This is a genomic window from Synechococcus sp. PCC 7335, from assembly GCF_000155595.1.
Classification (GTDB): domain Bacteria; phylum Cyanobacteriota; class Cyanobacteriia; order Phormidesmidales; family Phormidesmidaceae; genus Phormidesmis.
The window spans coordinates 224,844-242,451 of the sequence record NZ_DS989905.1 but is presented as its reverse complement, the minus strand read 5'-3'; the positions used below and the strand labels follow the sequence as shown (position 1 = coordinate 242,451).

The window sequence follows — 17,608 nt, the reverse complement described above, 5'->3', positions numbered from 1 at the left end:
CTGATTTGCCATAACAAGTAGCGTCAGAATGCCTGTCAGCGTGGCAAACGAGTCTGAGCACAAGTGGTTTTTCTATTGAGGAATGAGAATTAAGTCACAGCCATTTTTGTAGGCTAGTTGGCTTTGGCTAATGCCTGCAGAGATGCTGAGCGAAGTTGTCCGCTCAGCATCTGGAGATCCTAATCACCGAACCTTGAGCGAAGTAGAACGGTGGCGATGGAAATCAGATCGAGTTGTTTAATCCTCTATTCTAGTGCTATAAACTTTGCGTAATCTCTACACATTGTCTAGCTTATATGAATTCTCCTATTCTCTAACGATCTCCGTTGCAGTTCTATACATCTGTATGAATCGGACCAGGCACGAGGGCTTAGTTTTGGGCACTTCACAGCCAAATGTTCAGTTCGCCAACGGTATCAGATCTTTTCTACATTAATCCATCTCGAAGGACCTGTAGGATAATCGAGTGTTAATTAAAGATATTCGAGTCGCATCCTCATATGTTCCTCAATATTTGGCCGTAACCTACAGCGTAAGGCCAGTACTAAATTGTTGTATCTATGGCAGTCCAAACGCTTACTATTAATAATCGGCTCGTTAGCGCCAGACCGGGCGAGACGCTGTTAGACGCAGCAAAAGAAGCTGATATCCATATTCCAACGCTGTGTTATCTAGACGGACTCTCCACAGTGGGCGCCTGTCGACTGTGCCTAGTAGAGATAGAAGGAACAGGAAAACTTTTGCCCGCCTGTGCGACTAGCGCCGTAGAAGGCATGGTGGTACAAACGCATACGGAGCAGCTGCAGCGCTATCGGCGCCTGATTATCGAGATGCTATTGGCTGAGGGCAACCATGTCTGCGCGGTGTGTGTCTCTAATGGTAATTGCGAGCTACAAGATTTGGCGGTCGAGATAGGTGTTGACCACGTGGGATTGGCCTACCAGTTTCCTGACCGACAGGTAGATATCTCTCACGAGCGGTTTGGCCTAGACCACAATCGCTGTGTGCTCTGCACCCGATGCATTCGAGCCTGCGATGAGCTAGAAGGCGCGCATACTTGGGATATGGCTGGTCGAGGGCGGACTTCTCATATTATTAGCGACTTGGCTCAGCCTTGGGGCACATCTGATAGCTGCACTGCCTGCGGCAAATGTGTGAATGCCTGCCCTACGGGAGCGCTATTTACTAGAGGATCAACGGCAGCCGAAATGGTGCATAACCGCGACCAACTCAGTCTGATTGCTCATACTCGCCATCGCAGAGAGAAAACCCCATGACTCGACTCAAGTTTGCAACTGTCTGGCTAGGGGGATGCTCTGGCTGCCATATGTCTTTCTTAGATTTAGATGAATGGCTCTTTGAGCTAGTGAACCAGGTAGATGTGGTGTATAGTCCCTTTGCCGATATCAAGACTTATCCCGAAGGGGTGGATGTGGTGTTAGTAGAAGGCGCGATCGCCAATCAGGATCATCTCGAGACAATTCATCGAGTACGTGATCGCACCCAATATCTCGTATCTTTTGGAGATTGCGCGGTGACGGGCAACGTGACTGCTATGAGAAACACATTAGGTAATCCAATCGACGGCCCAATCGGCAATCCATCGGGCAACGCCGAAGCTGTCCTCAATCGCGCTTATCTAGAAACCGCTACTCAGCCGCAGCACCCTGGAGGAGATCTAGTGCCTGCTCTGTTGGATCGGGTTTTGCCAGTTCATCAGGTCGTCCCGGTAGACTGCTATCTGCCGGGGTGTCCGCCAGACGCCGAGCGGATTAAGGCCGTATTAGCACCGCTTCTGAAAGGGGAGCGGCCTGTGATGACAGGCCCAAAGATGATTCAATTTGGGTAGCATGGGTGCAATTTTGATATTGCTAGCTTTTGATACTGCCTGCTCAGGCTTCACAAGTTCCTCAGACTATTGCTATACAACAAAGTTGATAATTCCGCTTACTCAGGAGCTTGATCATGCTAACGGTCAGAGATATTATGACTCGCCCTGTTGTCGTCATTCGCGATACGGCATCGGTGGCCAATGCAATTTGGTTAATGCGCGTGAAAAGAGTGCGATCGCTAATTGTAGAGAAAAGCTATAAAGGTCCGCCCTGCGGCATCTTGACCGAAAAAGATATTGTCTATAACGTGATTGCGAAAGGAGATAATCCGGGCTTTGTTCTAGTGGGCGATATCATGCGTCACCCTTGCATTCAGCTGTCGGTAGACGCAACCCTGCAAGAAGCCGCTCAGCTGCTGTCGGATACGGGTGTCCATCGCGCTCCGGTGGTTCAACATGGAGAGCTGTTGGGCATTGTTTCAGTCACGGACATTCTCGACAAAGGCAGTCTGCCCGCGCCTCCTCATGACGAGCTATCTAGGCGAATCCGAGATGCCTTGCAGCACGCACGCATCATTGATGACGACGAAGCCAGCATTCAGCAGGAATGTGACATTGCTTGGCAGGTGCTAGAAGATATGAAAAAAGGCTCAACTGTTTCGGCATAGGATATGTGCTGATGCAACATTCCGGCTGTGCATCGATACGTCGTAGAGGCATGGCATGCTATGCCTCTACGGGTTAGGACTATTTGTCCGACCGGCTACAACAAACTCTTTCTAGAACCCTTGTCTCAAGGTTTTTTTTACTGTGACCAACAGAATTGTGATCGATCCGGTCACGCGCATTGAGGGCCATGCCAAAATCTCTATCTATTTAGATGAACAGGGTGAGGTCAGCGATGCGCGATTTCACGTCACTGAATTTCGCGGCTTCGAGAAGTTTTGCGAGGGGCGGCCCTTTTGGGAAATGCCAGGAATTACCGCGCGGATCTGTGGGATTTGTCCGGTTAGTCATTTGCTAGCTTCCGCTAAAGCGGGTGATCGCTTGCTGGCCGTAGAGATTCCCCCTGCAGCGGAAAAGCTGCGTAGACTGATGAACCTAGGCCAAATTATTCAGTCGCACGCGCTGAGCTTTTTTCATCTCAGCAGTCCAGATTTACTCTTGGGCTGGGAGAGCGATCCGGCTGGGCGCAATATCTTTGGACTGATGGCGGCAGAGCCAGAACTGGCCAGAGGCGGAATTCGGCTGCGGCAGTTTGGCCAGCTACTAATTGACTATCTGGGCGGACGTAAGATTCATCCGGCCTGGGCGGTGCCGGGGGGCGTCCGGTCTTGTCTTTCTGCTGAACACAAAGCTGAGATTCAGTCGCGGCTGCCTGAAGCTAAAGAGATTATTTTGCGGGTGCTAGCACGCTTTCGGCGGCTGTTAGAAAATCTGCAAGAAGAAGCTCATATTTTTGGCAATTTTCCCAGTTTGTTTATGGGACTGGTGACGGCTGATGGTACCTGGGAGCATTACGATGGGTGGCTGCGCTTTGTAGACAGCGGCGGCAATATTATCGCCGATCGGCTAGACCCGGCTGACTATACCGATTGGATTGGCGAAAGAGTACAGTCTGACTCCTACCTAAAATCTCCATACTATAAGCCGCTTGGCTATCCAGATCGAGACGATCTCTGTCGGCTAAAGAGCGGTTTGTACCGGGTAGGGCCGCTAGCAAGACTGAATATTTGTGACCGCATTGGCACGCCGCTAGCTGAGCAAGAACTCCAGCACTTCCGAAAGCACAGCGAATCGACAAACGGAATCGTCAACAGCTCCTTCTTTTATCACTATGCTCGCCTGATTGAAATTTTGACCTGTTTGGAGAGAATTGAGTGCGGGCTAGCCGATGCGGATCTGCAAAGTGAGCGATTGCGATCGCGCGCAGACGTCAACCGACTCGAAGCCGTCGGTGTTGGCGAAGCGCCTAGAGGCACGCTTTTCCACCATTACAAAATCGACGAAACCGGGCTACTCACGCAGGTCAATTTAATTATCGCTACCGGGCAAAACAATTTGGCGATGAACCGCACCGTCGCCCAGATCGCTCGCCACTACATCCACGACGACACCATTCCAGAACCAGTGCTTAACCGAGTAGAAGCGGGAATTCGGGCCTTCGATCCTTGCCTGAGCTGCTCTACTCATGCGGCTGGGCAGATGGCGCTACAGATTGAGCTAGTCGATGCCAAAGGCCAGCAGCTGGACCAGCTCTTTCGCTAGAGGCTGCTTAGTATCTCTTTGCCCCTCATAAATTCCTCATGCTAACTATCTACGCTGAATTTATAGACATTTACGTACCACAGCAACAGCGTTAATAGCCAAGGAGATTCTCTATGGTGACTACCTCTATTCAGACAAATCGTGACTCTGTTAGCAAAAATGCTCTGAGTGCTCCTACAACTGAGCGCAAGGCCACCCATACTATTCCAGCAGCCTCTCAGCCTCGGTTTTTGGTCATTGGCTACGGCAATGAGCTGCGAGGCGACGATGCTGTGGGTCCCAAAGTCGCCACAGCTGTAGCCAAGTGGCAGCTTAGCGCAGTTAAGACCTTGGCGGTACATCAGCTTACGCCCGATCTAGCCAGCGATGTGTCTCGCGCTGACTACGTTATTTTTGTCGATGCCTGCGGCGGTGAACACTGTGCTAGAACCGTTCAGCTAGAGCCAATTGTGGGCGAGCGCGTGCCCAATTCACTGCCGCGCAGCACGTCTCACAGCGGTGATCCTTGGATATTACTCAACCTCACCCGTCAAGTCTATAGCCACTCTCCCCAAGCCTGGCTGTTGCAGATTCCGACTGAGAGCTTTAACTTTGGAGACGCACTCTCTTCGACTGCTCAAAGCGGCTACGATCTGGCCGTCAGAACTATCGAGCACTTCTTGCAAACCTACCAGTAAGTTCTGTAGCAATCTGCACTTAGCTTGCACTGTTTTCAGGGGGTAAACCCCTGTCATATCAAGCTAAAGGACTTTCTCTTTCGCCTACTATGCACGAACTATGCACGAAGTTAGCCTCATGCAATCCGCACTAAATCTTGCCATAGAACAGATCGAACAAGCAGGCGCCCAAAAAATTCATCGCCTTGAGCTGCACGTAGGAGAACTCTCTGGAGTCGTGCCCGATGCACTGATGTTTGCCTTTGATGTGGTCAGTACGGGGACGCCGGCTGAAGGGGCTGAGCTGTTGATCAAAACGGTACCGACGCAGTGCTATTGTGATCGCTGTGATCGCCTATTTCATCCAACTAGTTGGGTTTTTAACTGCCCGCGCTGTCAGCAGATCAGCACTGACATTCGCCAGGGACAAGACCTACAGCTCGCTTCCCTAGAAGTCTCGTAATCAACTTCGTTATCAAAGACCCAACAGTGTGTGTGGACCGTATTATGTGTAGACAATGTGGATGTAATCAAACACCGTCAGCCTCGACTGATACAGGCTCGACTGATCCGGTGCGGCAGACTTTGCACCTTCAAGCGCAGGTGCTAGCCAAAAATACTCAATATGCCGATCACAACCGAGCGTTGTTTAGCCATTTACTCGCTGTCAATGTATTGTCTTCTCCAGGTGCAGGCAAAACGACGCTGCTTCAGCAACTGCTGAAACGAGACAATTTGCTATCGGCGGTAGGCATTCGCCCAGGAGTTATCGTCGGCGATTTGGCCACCGAACGCGATGCCGAAAGGCTGCATCAAGCTGGCATCCAAGCGCGGCAAATTACCACCGGAAATCTCTGCCACTTAGAGGCTAGCAGCGTGGCCAAAGCCGCCCATCAGCTAGATTTGGCGACGCTCGATTTTCTCGTAATTGAAAATGTCGGAAACCTGGTGTGTCCTGCGGCCTACGATCTAGGTGAGGATCTAAGAATTGTGGTGATGTCGGTGACTGAAGGCGAAGACAAGCCGCTGAAATATCCAACCACATTTAAGTTGGCTCAGGTCGTGGTGATCAGCAAAATTGATCTGGCCGCCGCCGTTGAGTTTGACCGGGAAGAAACGCTACGTCATCTTCATCAGATTGCGCCACAGGCAGTCGTGTTTGAGCTTTCGGCCAAGACGGGAGAAGGTATGAGAGACTTGGCGGATTATCTCCGGCAGGCGATCGCAGACCAGCACAATAAAGTTAAAACAGATAGCGTCTCTATCACCAGTCGTGCTGCCAGTCCTATGATCAGCCAGAGACTTTAGCCATGTGCCTAGCCGTTCCTGGAAAAATTATCAGCATTGAGGGTGAAGATCTCGATCGCACAGGGAAAGTCAGCTTTAGCGGCATTCTCAAAACTGTGAGCCTTGCCTACGTTCCTGAAGCGCAGATAGGCGACTATGTTGTGGTGCATGTCGGGTTTGCTATTAGCAAATTAGACATTCAGGCAGCGGAAGAGACGCTGTACTATCTCGAACAAATCGATATGACAGCTCAGGTATAAGCGTTAGAACTAAGAGAGTCTGGTTTGTTAGGTCTAATTTATATAGATCAAAGCGGTGACACCGCCCAACCCCAACGATGCGATTAAAATAGTCGTGCTCCAGCGAGCCAGCCGATAGCCACCGATCGCCAAGGCGATGCCCGCTTTCACCAGCGTATTCACAGCCACCGCTAGCAAGATACCTCGGACGGCTATGCTATGAGCGAGGCCGCTGTTGGCAGAGGCTGCCAAAGAAAGACTGACCGCATCGACATCCGCAATTCCTGAAATAGCAGAGAGTAAGTAGATGCCTGACTCGCCGAGCCAAGCCTCAGCCGCGCGAACTAGAACAAACAGCAGCGTCAGTCCACCGCTGTAGATCAGTGCCGATCTCAAATCGATAGGATTGCCCAATTTGACAGCTGCTGGTAGGTTTGACGCCGCTCGCCGCGTCGCTGATTTCTGAGCCGAGGCGCGACGACTAAGCATGTATGAGATCGCCACCGTTGCCACTAGCGGCACAATAGACAAGCAGGCCATCGGCGGCACCAGTACGGATAATAAATCGGCATTGACCACAGCAATTTCTACTAGCAGCCGCAGCGCCATTGTGCCAGCAGCCAAAGAAATGCCCGCCCCTAGCAGCATCGGTGACACGTTTGCCTGCTTGTTCATCCGGGCAAACGCGATCGTCACCGCTGTAGAAGAAACCAGCCCGCCTAGGATTGCTGTGAGCAAAAGGCCCAGGCGCTCGCCCAACAGCCGCACCGCAAAATAGCCGCCATAGGCCGTCGCCGAAATCAGCATCACCAGTAAACCCACCGTGCGCGGATTGACCGCCTGCCAAGGCCCGAGTGGCTGATTTGGCAGCAGCGGCAGTGCTACGACCGCAATCAACAGTAGCTGCAGCGTCGCCAGCAGCTCTGCCCGATTGAGCTTGTGAATCGAACTGTGCATTTCTTGCTTAAAGCCCAAGATCGCAGCGACCACCACTGCCACGGCGATCGATTCGGCTGTGTAGCCGACCACCGAGAGGGCGCCCAAGCAAAAGGTCAACAGCAGCGTTAGCTCGGTCGTGATACCAAAATCGTGCGTTCGCTTGGCGGTGAGCCAGTAGGAAGCGGTGACTAACAGCGAAAATCCTAGAAATAGCCCAGCGATCAAAAGCGGATTGCTCGCACCCGCTAGCAGCACAGTCAGACCACCCAACAGCCCAACAATGCCAAAGCTACGCAGCCCGGCGGCCGCTTCTTCTGCCGAATTCTGCCAGTTTTCAACCTGCTGATTTTCCCATCCCCGTTCTGTGCCGAGAATGAGACCCAATGCGAGTGCGATCGCTAACCTAGTGACAATCGTCCAATCCATAGCTCTCTCTCGCTACACAGCCACATGCGAGGCAGCCACAGCCGCTGCTGGCTCATTCTGCTCAGAGTCTAGAGCGATAATCATCACCGAACAGGGGGCGTGGTGCATGACATAGTTACTGACGCTGCCTAGTACGATCTCTTCGATTCCTTGGCGATGGTGGCTACCCATCACGATCAAATCTGCTTGCCAGCTCTTGGCCGTCTGACAGATGCCCTGACCCGGTGCGTTTCTCGTTTGCAAAAAGTCAGCGATGACGCCTGCAGCTTCGGCCCGGCTGACATAGTCGCGCAATGTTTCTAGGCTTTGATCGACGTAGCTTCGCCACTGCGCCTGGTAGGTTGCTTGCGACTGTTCGCATATCGGCGTAGCATACTCTCGGGCGATCGCGCTCGGCGAGGGTGGACTGGCTAGATCTTGCTCCGAGAGGACGTGCAGTAAAAGTAGAGTGGCCTCTGTTACGGCGGCGATGTCTACAGCCGTCTCGAAAACAGCAGGCTCTAGCGTATCGAGCGCCACCAGTATTCTGTTGTACATATTGTTTAATCCTCTTCGATCTCTGTACTCAAGTGCTTTTGCTGCTCAAGCGCTTTAGAACAATCTCAATTGAGAAAGCTATGAGGATCGCAATTATCTATGCGCTCGCAGGTTCGCTTTCTACAGAGGCTGAATCGACAGCTTGCTCTCCGGCATAGACAACTAGAACCGAACAAGGCGCATGATGGACAATGTAGTTACTGGTGCTGCCCAGCATTATCTCGGCCATGCCTGTGCGCTGGTGACTGCCTACCACTAGCAGACTGACGTTGTGAGTTCGGGCTAGTTCGCAAAGTACCGATTCTGGCGAGCCGTGTGGGTGAATGAAATCGGCGTCTACGCCAGCGGCGATCGCCTCGTCCGTCTTCCGCTTTAGCATCGACTCGTAGCGGCTGACATAGCTGAGCCATTCCTGTTCATAGGCGCGCTCAGCCGCTGCTTCTTCACCGCTATAGATAGAAGCGGCTGCAGGGGACAGTCGCGTTCTATGAACATCGTGCGGATTGAGCGCATGCACAATCATCAGCTTCGCGTCGAGGGCGCTAGCCAATGTGGTGGCCGCCGCCAGCGCTCTGTTGCTCACCTCGGTGTCATCAATGGCCACCAAAATAGTTTGAAATGGAACAGAAGTCATCAAACGTCATCCTCAAAATGTCAGCTAGGTCAAACCGCTCGCAAGAGCCCCTCAAAAGGGCCGCTTGCAGTGACTCTATATCGATGAGCATAGAAATTAGAGATGAGGATCTTGTGAGGGGTTAGTGACCTAAAATTCAGTCCTTGCGCTGAGAAATTATCCTTCATAAGTTCCTCAAACTTTTCTCGTAGTTTGAGCTTTGTAGATTCAACTTCTTGGGTAATGCAACCAACTGAGAAGCTTCAACGCTAGTAGAGAAAAAACTATGCAAGCTAAAAACCCAGTTGAAGTTCAAACAAAAGCTCAGTTTGTAACGCTAGACGGCAATGAAGCGGTTGCTCGAATTGCCTATGCGCTCAATGAAGTCATTGCGATTTATCCGATTACACCTGCCTCTCCTATGGGTGAATGGGCAGATGCCTGGTCAGCAGAACAAAGACCTAATCTGTGGGGCAGCGTTCCGGCTATTGTCGAGATGCAGAGCGAAGGCGGGGTAGCCGGGGCGGTGCATGGCGCCCTCCAAACAGGCGCACTCACAACCACGTTTACTGCTTCGCAAGGGCTGCTGTTGATGCTGCCTAATCTGCACAAAATCGCTGGGGAGCTAACGCCCTGCGTGATTCATGTGGCGGCGCGTTCGGTGGCGGCTCAGGCCCTCTCTATTTTTGGTGACCATAGCGATGTGATGGCGGCGCGGGGCACTGGGTTTGGCATGCTGTGCTCAGCGTCGGTGCAAGAAGCCCAAGATATGGCCGCGATCGCCACCGCTGCCTCTTTTGCCAGCCGCATTCCTTTTATTCACTTTTTCGATGGCTTTCGCACCTCTCACGAAATTCAAAAAATCGAGCTGCTTTCAACAGAACAACTGCGAGAGTTAATGGACGATGAGGCGATTGCTCAGCACCGGCTGCGATCTCTCAGTCCCGATCACCCAGTCATTAGAGGCACCGCCCAAAATCCCGACGTGTTTTTTCAGGCAAGAGAAGCCGTCAATCCATACTACCAAGAGGGCGCTGGCATTGTAGAACAAACCATGGAACGCTTCGCTCAGCTCACCGGGCGGCTGTATCGTCCCTTTGAGTACTGGGGTAGTCCTACGGCTGAGCGAGTGGTTGTGTTAATGGGATCTGGCTGCGAGACTGCCCAAGAGACCGTGGATGCTTTGAACAGATCAGGAGAAAACGTAGGCGTTGTAAAGGTCCGTCTCTATCGGCCCTTTGATACCCGGCGGCTGGTGGCTGTTTTGCCCAAAACAGTTAAAGCTATCAGTGTGCTAGATCGGACTAAAGAACCCGGTAGCAGCGGTGAGCCCCTTTATCTAGATGTGCTGACCGCACTATTAGAACAGCGATTTACGGCTCCAGACAATAGCTTTCCTATAATTGTGGGCGGTCGCTATGGATTGTCTTCCAAAGAATTTACGCCAGCGATGGTAGAAGGCATCTTCAAGAATCTACTGTGGGACAGCTTTCAGCGCAACTTACCCGACCCCAAAGATCACTTTACCATCGGTATTGACGACGATCTCACCCACTCCAGCCTCAACTACGATCCTACCCTTTCAATTGAGCCAGCAGAAACGCTGCGCGCGGTGTTCTATGGACTTGGATCGGACGGTACAGTAGGCGCGAACAAAAACACAATAAAAATTATTGGCGAGCTGCCTAACACCTACGCCCAGGGCTACTTCGTCTACGACTCCAAGAAATCGGGCTCGGTGACTATCTCTCACTTGCGCTTTGGCCCTCGGCCGATTCACTCGCCTTATCTGATTACGCAGGCTAACTTTGTTGCCTGCCATCAGTGGCCCTTGTTAGACAAAATTGATGTTTTAGCACCGGCTGTGCAGGGAGGAACGCTGCTGCTCAATTCTCCTTACACACCAGAAGAAACCTGGCAGCGGCTGCCTGAGAGAACCCAGATGCAGATTGTTCAAAAGCAGCTCAAGGTCTTTGCGATCAACGCCTATCAGGTCGCTCGCGCAGCGGGAATGGGCGGGCGAATTAATACTGTAATGCAGACCAGCTTTTTTGCCCTAGCAGATATCTTACCTCAGCAGGAGGCGATCGCGGCCATCAAAGCCTCCATTCTCAAAACCTACCGGCGCAAAGGCGAAGCTGTCGTTGAAATGAACCTGAAAGCTGTCGATCAAACGCTGCAAAATCTGTATACCATTCCGATTCCACAGGACACAAAAGTTGGCTCGCTGCCCCCGATGAAACCAGCAGTTGCTAGCGACGCCCCTCCGTTTGTGCAGTCTGTATTAGGAAAGATGATGCAAAGGCAAGGCGATAGCCTGCCTGTCAGCGCTCTGCCTTGCGACGGCACCTATCCTACTGGCACGACTCAATGGGAAAAGCGCAATATTGCCCAGTCCATTCCTGTGTGGGACCCAGAAGTCTGCGTGCAGTGTGCAAAATGCGTCATGGTTTGCCCACACAGCGTGATTCGCGCCAAAGCATACGATCCTAGCCTTTTACGGAAAGCACCCAAGACTTTCTTGCATACTGAGGCTCGCGAATGGGAGGGCAAGGCGTTTACCCTTCAAGTCGCAGCAGAAGACTGCACTGGCTGCGGCATCTGTGTGGATGTGTGCCCGGCCAAAAACAAAGCAGTGCCTCGACTAAAGGCGATTAATATGACGCCGGTTTACCAGCCGTCTCAAACTGAGGCCTTAGATAATCGTGCAGACCAGGGCACAGAAGAACAGACCGCAGAAGAACAATCAGCCGAGAAGTCAGAAACTCTTGGTGATTTGCGACAGCAGGAGAAACCAAATTGGGATTTCTTCTTAGCTCTGCCCGCGCTAGATCGACAGCGGCTCAGCCTTCGCAAAATTAGTCAGCAGCAGATGCAAGAGCCGCTATTTGAATTTTCGGGAGCCTGCGCGGGCTGTGGAGAAACGCCCTATCTCAAGCTGCTCACTCAGCTGTTTGGCGATCGCCTCCTAGTGGCCAATGCCACTGGCTGCTCCTCTATCTACGGCGGCAACTTGCCCACCACACCCTGGAGCCACAATGCTCAGGGCCGAGGCCCAGCCTGGTCCAATTCACTGTTTGAGGACAACGCCGAGTTTGGCTTGGGCTTTAGAGTCTCGATCGATAAGCAAACGGAGTATGCCGCTGAGCTGTTAGAGAAAATTGCCAGTGCAGACAGATTTAGAGAATCGGCGCTAGTGCCCGTTGCCAAAGAGATTCTGCAGGCGCAACAGCAAGACGAAGCCGATATTGTAGAACAGCGTGAGCGGCTAGATCTGATTCGAGGAATGCTAGGGAAAATGCGTGAAACTGGCGTTTCAGTAGCGCTTGACCAGGACATTCAGCGATTTCTCTCGCTCGCAGACTATCTAGCGAAAAAGAGCGTGTGGATCGTTGGCGGTGATGGCTGGGCTTATGACATTGGCTATGGCGGACTAGACCATGTGCTGAGCGGCGATCGCAATGTCAATATTCTCGTACTCGATACCGAAGTCTATTCCAACACGGGCGGGCAGCAGTCCAAGGCCACGCCTAAAGGTGCAGTGGCCAAATTTGCCGCTGCGGGCAAAACCTCCGCCAAAAAAGACTTAGGTCTGATGGCTATGACCTACGGCAGCGCCTACGTTGCCAGCGTTGCGATGGGCGCTCGTGATGAGCATACGCTCAAAGCCTTTTTAGAAGCCGAGGCTTATGAGGGCCCCTCACTGATTATTGCCTACTCGCACTGCATTGCTCACGGCATCGACATGGCTCGGGCGATGAGTCATCAAAAGGCCATTGTCGACTCTGGCCGATGGCTGCTATACCGCTACGACCCGCGTCGTCAGACCGATGAGGGCGGCGGTCTAATCATAGATAGCCGTTCGCCAAAGCTGCCGGTAGAGGCATCTATGTACGAGGAAAACCGCTTCAAGATGCTGGCTCACAGTCATCCTGAAACGGCGAAGCGGCTGCTTCAGCAGGTGCAGCAAGACGTCAAAACTAGGTGGCAATTCTATCAGTATTTAGCGCGCTCACAGAACCCTCGGGCTCAAGTCTCTCCAGAGAAACACCTCTAAGAAACATCTCTTCAAGACACTTTCAACACAGAAGAGAATCATCGCTTGTAACCCGCCCCCCTAGGAGAAAAATCTCATGAAAGAACAGTTCTCACACCCCTTTGCATGGAAGCCGCTTAAGTGGTGGCTCACCAGCTTACTGGCTTTGATCTTGGCCCTGTGGTTTAGCGGCCTTTCTGTTCCGGTTCAGGCTGATCCTGCCATTAATGCCAACAAATCACCGACAGAACAGGACGTCTTCAAAATTGGTGGCGACTTAATCGTCACAGAATCTCAGACCGTTAATGATGCCTTTGCGATTGGCGGTGATGTCACCGTCGAAACAGGGGCGGTAATCCGAGGAGATACGTTTGCGATTGGCGGCGATGTGCAGCTAGCTGAGGAGGTCGTGGTAGACGGGGATGTCTTTACCATCGGTGGACAGATTATTCGCGCGGATAGTGCTGTCGTTAGCGGCAACGAGTTCACTATGCTAGAGGGATTTAGCGGCGTGTTTGATCGCTTTGGGGTCTTTGGCACGCTCTATCTAGGCAATGTGATCTTCTGGCTGATTGCTTTCATTGGCGTAGGCTTAATTGGACTCTTGCTACTGCTGCTGCTGCCTAATCATGTGGGCGCGATCGCCTCTACTCTTGAAGCCCATCCCTTCAATAGCTTGATCTATGGCATTGGCGGCATTGCGGCGCTATTCGTGCTCACGGTGCTCACCGCTGGCAGTGCCCTAGGCGCTGTTCTCATTCCACTGTCTAATCTAGCGGTTTTACTCACTAGCTTGTTCGGCGGGACAGCAGCCTGCCTATGGCTCGGCAGACGCCTACAGCGACGACACCCAGAAGTCTCCTTTCGCCAGTTTTGGACAGGGCTGATTGTGTTGTTTGTGGTTAGCCTAGTGCCGTTTATTGGCGGGGCGCTGATTAGCCTAGTCGCCCTCTTTGGCTTTGGCGCGACGCTCCTGGCCCGATATGGAAAGCAGCCCAAGTTACAGTCTGATTCACCCTCAGATCGTTTGGAACCAGGTCGATTAGAAGTAGATCAATTAGAACAACTACCCGAATAGGTAAGGGGCATGCGCCTAAATAATCTATCGGCTATGCATCAATACGCCGTAGGGGCATAGCATGCTATGTCCCTACGGGATAGGACTACACAAACGAGAAAACATCATGGATATCTCAACAACTTATTTAGGCATGACCTTGCGCTCTCCTTTAGTGGTCGGGGCCTGTGGGCCATTGACCGAAGATCTCTCGCATCTGCGGCAGATGGAAGACGCTGGGGCCGGGGCGATTGTGCTTCACTCTTTATTTGAAGAACAGCTACAGCGCGATCGCTTAGAGCTAGATTACTATATGACGCAGGGTAGCGAGAGCTACGCTGAAGCCCTCACCTACTTCCCAAAACGGCCTGCCTTCCCTGACGCTCTCTTTCCGGTCGGAGCAACGACCTATCTAGATCACATCGCCTCGGCCAAAGCGATGGTGGATATCCCGATTATTGCCAGTCTCAACGGGACAACGCCCGGCGGCTGGACCCGCTATGCCGAACAATTAGAAGAAGCAGGAGCTGATGCGATTGAGCTGAATATCTACGCGGTGCCTACTCAGCCAGAAACCACTGCTTTGCAGGTTGAACAAACTTATTGCGAGATTGTTCGAGGGGTTACCTACGCGGTGAATATTCCCGTCGCCGTCAAGCTCAGTCCCTATTTCTCTAATCTGGCCAACTTTGCAGAAAGCCTGACTAGAGCCGGAACCGATGGCCTGGTTCTGTTCAATCGGTTCTACCAGCCTGATATTGACATCGAGGCGCTAGAAGTCTCCCCACAAGTGCTGCTGAGCACTTCTCAAGATCTGCGCCTGCCGCTGAGGTGGATTGCTATTTTGTACGGCACGCTGCCGATAGATTTCGCGGCAACCAGCGGCGTGCATCAGGCTCAAGATGCGATCAAGCTGCTGATGGCAGGAGCAAGTACAACTCAGATGGTGAGCGCTTTGCTACGTTACGGCATCGACCATCTGCACCGCGTAGAACAAGATCTAAGAGATTGGCTAGAAGCGCATGAGTACGACTCACTAGAACAGCTTCAGGGCAGCATGAGCCAAGTCAACTGCCCCGACCCGAGTGCCTTTGAGCGAGCCCAATATCTCAAATCGATCCAAACCTACCGACTTCATCAAAACACCGTATAAACAAAACCGTGTGAACGAAACCATATGAACAAAATACCGTATGAACAAAACCGCATAAACAAAACCGCATAAACAAGGCAGCATAAACAGAATGCCGTATAGCACACTTCTTATGACCGACCCAACTAGCTCTCAGGCCCATCCCGATCACGATGGCAAACCTAAAAAGATTGGTATTCTTACCAGCGGTGGTGACTGCCCAGGACTCAATGCCGCCATCCGCGCCGTTGTTAGATGTGCGACTAGGCGAGGCTGGGAGGTGTATGGCATCCCCTATGGCACGCAAGGACTGATCAACTTAGAGAAAGGCGTTTGCAGCATTCGAGACCTGCAGCTGTACGATCATGGGTTTGACCTACCTGGACTACTCCACGGCGTTGATATCTTGCAGTTCCTCAGCGGCAGCGTCCTAGGTGCACTCAACAAAGGAAACCCCAGCGATCCCAGCGTGGCCAAAGAGATTCTTGACGGTTACCAACTGCTGGGACTAGATGCGCTAGTGGCGCTAGGCGGCGATGGCAGCCTAGATATTATCAACGACCTGGCACAGCGGGGCCACTGGAACTGGATTGCCATTCCCAAAACCATCGATAACGACGTGCCACTGACCGAGCGATCGCTTGGTTTTGATACGGCTGTAGACACCGTCACCCGCGCCCTCTATGACCTGACGTTTACCGCCGCAAGCCACAGCCGCATCATTGTTGTTCAGGTGATGGGGCGCGATGCGGGCCACTTGGCGCTGCAGTCCGGGATTGCTGGCGGTGCAGATGTGATTCTCATTCCAGAGATTACGCCGCAGCTTAGCGATGCGGTGGTTGGTGATATTTGTCAAAAGATTGTGAGCCTGCGGCAAAAAGAGAGACAGTTTGCGCTGATCGTAGTGGCTGAAGGCGTGCGTAACCAAAACGGCGGGAAAGAAAAATACATTAGCGATGTGCTGGCTCAGCAAATTCAGCTTTACAGCCAGCGGCTTTGCAATACCAACCAGCCAGAATACTGCTATCTCAAAGCCTTAGAAACGCGAGCCACCTCATTGGGTCATATCCAGCGGAGCAGCATGCCCTCTTCTTTTGACCGTTTGCTGGCTGCCGCTTTTGGCCGTGAAGCCGTCGAGCTGATTGCCGCGAAGAAATATCAGCGGCTGGTGGTTTGGTCTGGCGGAAAAGTAGACAGTCAGCCGCTTAGCCATATCATTCCAGCAATTAAGGCGCGTCACCTGGCCCATCAATGTACGAGACCCGTTGCCGTTGATAGCCACTGGGTGCGGACGGCTGGCGATTTAGGTATCTATATCGGCCTCTTTCCTGACTCAAAAGAGAAAGAGCCTGGCTCAAAAGAGAAAGAGAACCTAGCACAAAACACGAAGCCATCTAGTCATGAGGTATGCCATGAAGTACGTCAGCGAGTACCGCGATGAAGGCATCATTGAGCGCTATATAGCCGCGATCGCCGATCTCATCACTCAGCCCTGGACGCTGATGGAAATCTGCGGTGGCCAGACGCATACCATCGTCAAGCACGGTCTTGACCAGCTCTTGCCAGCAGAGGTTACTCTGATTCACGGCCCTGGCTGTCCGGTTTGCGTCACCGATACCGCCATTATCGATCAGGCGCTCGTACTTGCCGCGCAGCCAGATGTCATCTTCTGTTCGTATGGCGATATGCTGCGGGTGCCGGGAACCGAAACAGATTTGCTGAGCATCAAGGCTCAGGGCGGCGATGTGCGAATGGTGTATTCTCCTTTGGACGCGATCGCCCTAGCCCAAGCCAATCCCAATCAGCAAGTTGTCTTTTTTGCCGTTGGGTTTGAGACTACCGCACCCGCCACGGCGATGGCCGTGCACCAAGCGCACCAGCAGCGGCTCGACAACTTTTCTGTTCTATTGGCCCACGTCTTAGTGCCACCGGCTATGGAGACTATTTTGGCCTCGCCCCACTGCCAGGTTCAAGGCTTTTTAGCAGCGGGCCATGTTTGTAGCATTACTGGCTATGAGGGATATCGGGCGATCGCGCAAAAATACCGCATCCCTATCGTTGTTACGGGCTTCGAGCCAGTCGATATTTTGCAAGGCATTTACCTTTGTTTGCAGCAGCTAGAAACTGGGCGCACGGAAGTCGAAAATCAGTACGCTAGAGCCGTCGCTGCTCAAGGCAATCAGTCAGCTCAGCGGCTCATCTCTCAATTCTTTCGGGTGGCGCCGCGTACCTGGCGCGGACTTGGCAATATAGAGCAGAGCGGTCTCTGTTTGCAAGATGCCTACCGCTATATGGATGCCCAGCGACGATTTTCAGACCAGCTTCAGCCTCACAATGGCGTGATCCTCGCTGACGCCGACTGCATCAGCGGCCTAGTGCTTCAAGGAAAGTGCAAACCACATGACTGCGTCGCCTTCGGCAACCGTTGCCGCCCAGAGCATCCGCTAGGCGCACCGATGGTTTCATCAGAAGGGGCCTGCGCTGCCTACTATCGCTATCGGCTTGCCTCATAGCTTCTACATTTTTGTTGTTTATGCTAACAACTGCAATTAGGAGTTCACAGAATTAGAAGGCAACAGACCGGGAG

Annotated in this window: 16 protein-coding genes; 13 read left to right on the top strand and 3 right to left on the bottom strand. The window is 52.4% G+C overall.

What is annotated here, in order from left to right; translation table 11 throughout:
* Positions 1-560 precede the first annotated feature (560 nt).
* The 8 genes from hoxU (at position 561) to S7335_RS20850 (ending at position 6,302) form a co-directional block, all read left to right on the top strand.
* Positions 561-1,277: a bidirectional hydrogenase complex protein HoxU gene (gene hoxU / locus S7335_RS20885; protein WP_006457842.1), complete on the top strand. Its 717-nt coding sequence runs from the start codon at positions 561-563 to the stop codon at positions 1,275-1,277.
* Positions 1,274-1,849, top strand: coding sequence for an oxidoreductase (locus S7335_RS20880; RefSeq protein ID WP_006458029.1), 576 nt, complete (start codon positions 1,274-1,276; stop codon positions 1,847-1,849). The genes hoxU and S7335_RS20880 overlap by 4 nt, the downstream gene beginning before the upstream one ends.
* A gap of 116 nt (positions 1,850-1,965) precedes the next feature.
* Positions 1,966-2,499, top strand: coding sequence for a CBS domain-containing protein (locus tag S7335_RS20875; protein ID WP_006457815.1), 534 nt, complete (start codon positions 1,966-1,968; stop codon positions 2,497-2,499).
* A gap of 142 nt (positions 2,500-2,641) precedes the next feature.
* On the top strand, positions 2,642-4,099 hold the full coding sequence (locus S7335_RS20870) for a Ni/Fe hydrogenase subunit alpha (protein ID WP_038019336.1): 1,458 nt from the start codon (positions 2,642-2,644) through the stop codon (positions 4,097-4,099).
* Positions 4,100-4,212: 113 nt separating this feature from the next.
* Positions 4,213-4,776: a hydrogenase maturation protease gene (locus tag S7335_RS20865; RefSeq protein WP_006457888.1), complete on the top strand. Its 564-nt coding sequence runs from the start codon at positions 4,213-4,215 to the stop codon at positions 4,774-4,776.
* Positions 4,777-4,876: 100 nt separating this feature from the next.
* Entirely contained in the window at positions 4,877-5,218 is a 342-nt protein-coding gene (gene hypA / locus S7335_RS20860; protein WP_006457934.1) for a hydrogenase maturation nickel metallochaperone HypA, read from the top strand.
* A gap of 44 nt (positions 5,219-5,262) precedes the next feature.
* Entirely contained in the window at positions 5,263-6,063 is an 801-nt protein-coding gene (gene hypB, locus S7335_RS20855) for a hydrogenase nickel incorporation protein HypB (RefSeq protein ID WP_006458023.1), read from the top strand.
* 2 nt (positions 6,064-6,065) lie between these two features.
* On the top strand, positions 6,066-6,302 hold the full coding sequence (locus tag S7335_RS20850; protein WP_006457777.1) for a HypC/HybG/HupF family hydrogenase formation chaperone: 237 nt from the start codon (positions 6,066-6,068) through the stop codon (positions 6,300-6,302).
* Positions 6,303-6,335: 33 nt separating this feature from the next.
* Here the strand turns inward: S7335_RS20850 and S7335_RS20845 are convergent, their stop codons facing one another.
* The 3 genes from S7335_RS20845 to S7335_RS20835 all read right to left on the bottom strand — a co-directional run bounded on the left by S7335_RS20845 (position 6,336) and on the right by S7335_RS20835 (position 8,817).
* Complete coding sequence (locus S7335_RS20845) at positions 6,336-7,646, bottom strand: DUF4010 domain-containing protein (protein WP_006458229.1); 1,311 nt, start codon at positions 7,644-7,646, stop codon at positions 6,336-6,338.
* Between the two features lie 12 nt (positions 7,647-7,658).
* Positions 7,659-8,183: a universal stress protein gene (locus S7335_RS20840; protein ID WP_006458048.1), complete on the bottom strand. Its 525-nt coding sequence runs from the start codon at positions 8,181-8,183 to the stop codon at positions 7,659-7,661.
* A 97-nt stretch (positions 8,184-8,280) separates the two neighbouring features.
* Entirely contained in the window at positions 8,281-8,817 is a 537-nt protein-coding gene (locus S7335_RS20835) for a universal stress protein (RefSeq protein ID WP_006457846.1), read from the bottom strand.
* Between the two features lie 265 nt (positions 8,818-9,082).
* Here S7335_RS20835 and nifJ point away from each other — a divergent pair, with 265 nt between their 5' ends.
* The 5 genes from nifJ (at position 9,083) to hypD (ending at position 17,534) form a co-directional block, all read left to right on the top strand.
* A complete protein-coding gene (nifJ, locus tag S7335_RS20830; RefSeq protein WP_006458144.1) occupies positions 9,083-12,853 on the top strand; it encodes a pyruvate:ferredoxin (flavodoxin) oxidoreductase in 3,771 nt (1,256 codons plus the stop codon).
* 76 nt (positions 12,854-12,929) lie between these two features.
* Positions 12,930-13,910: a hypothetical protein gene (locus S7335_RS20825; protein ID WP_006458116.1), complete on the top strand. Its 981-nt coding sequence runs from the start codon at positions 12,930-12,932 to the stop codon at positions 13,908-13,910.
* 106 nt (positions 13,911-14,016) lie between these two features.
* Positions 14,017-15,042 (top strand): dihydroorotate dehydrogenase-like protein, encoded by a 1,026-nt coding sequence (locus S7335_RS20820; protein ID WP_006458137.1) that lies wholly within the window; start codon positions 14,017-14,019, stop codon positions 15,040-15,042.
* A 112-nt stretch (positions 15,043-15,154) separates the two neighbouring features.
* Positions 15,155-16,462, top strand: coding sequence for an ATP-dependent 6-phosphofructokinase (locus S7335_RS20815; RefSeq protein ID WP_006458468.1), 1,308 nt, complete (start codon positions 15,155-15,157; stop codon positions 16,460-16,462).
* A complete protein-coding gene (gene hypD, locus S7335_RS20810) occupies positions 16,434-17,534 on the top strand; it encodes a hydrogenase formation protein HypD (protein WP_006458483.1) in 1,101 nt (366 codons plus the stop codon). Before S7335_RS20815 ends, hypD begins: the two co-directional genes overlap by 29 nt.
* The last annotated feature ends 74 nt before the right edge of the window (positions 17,535-17,608 follow it).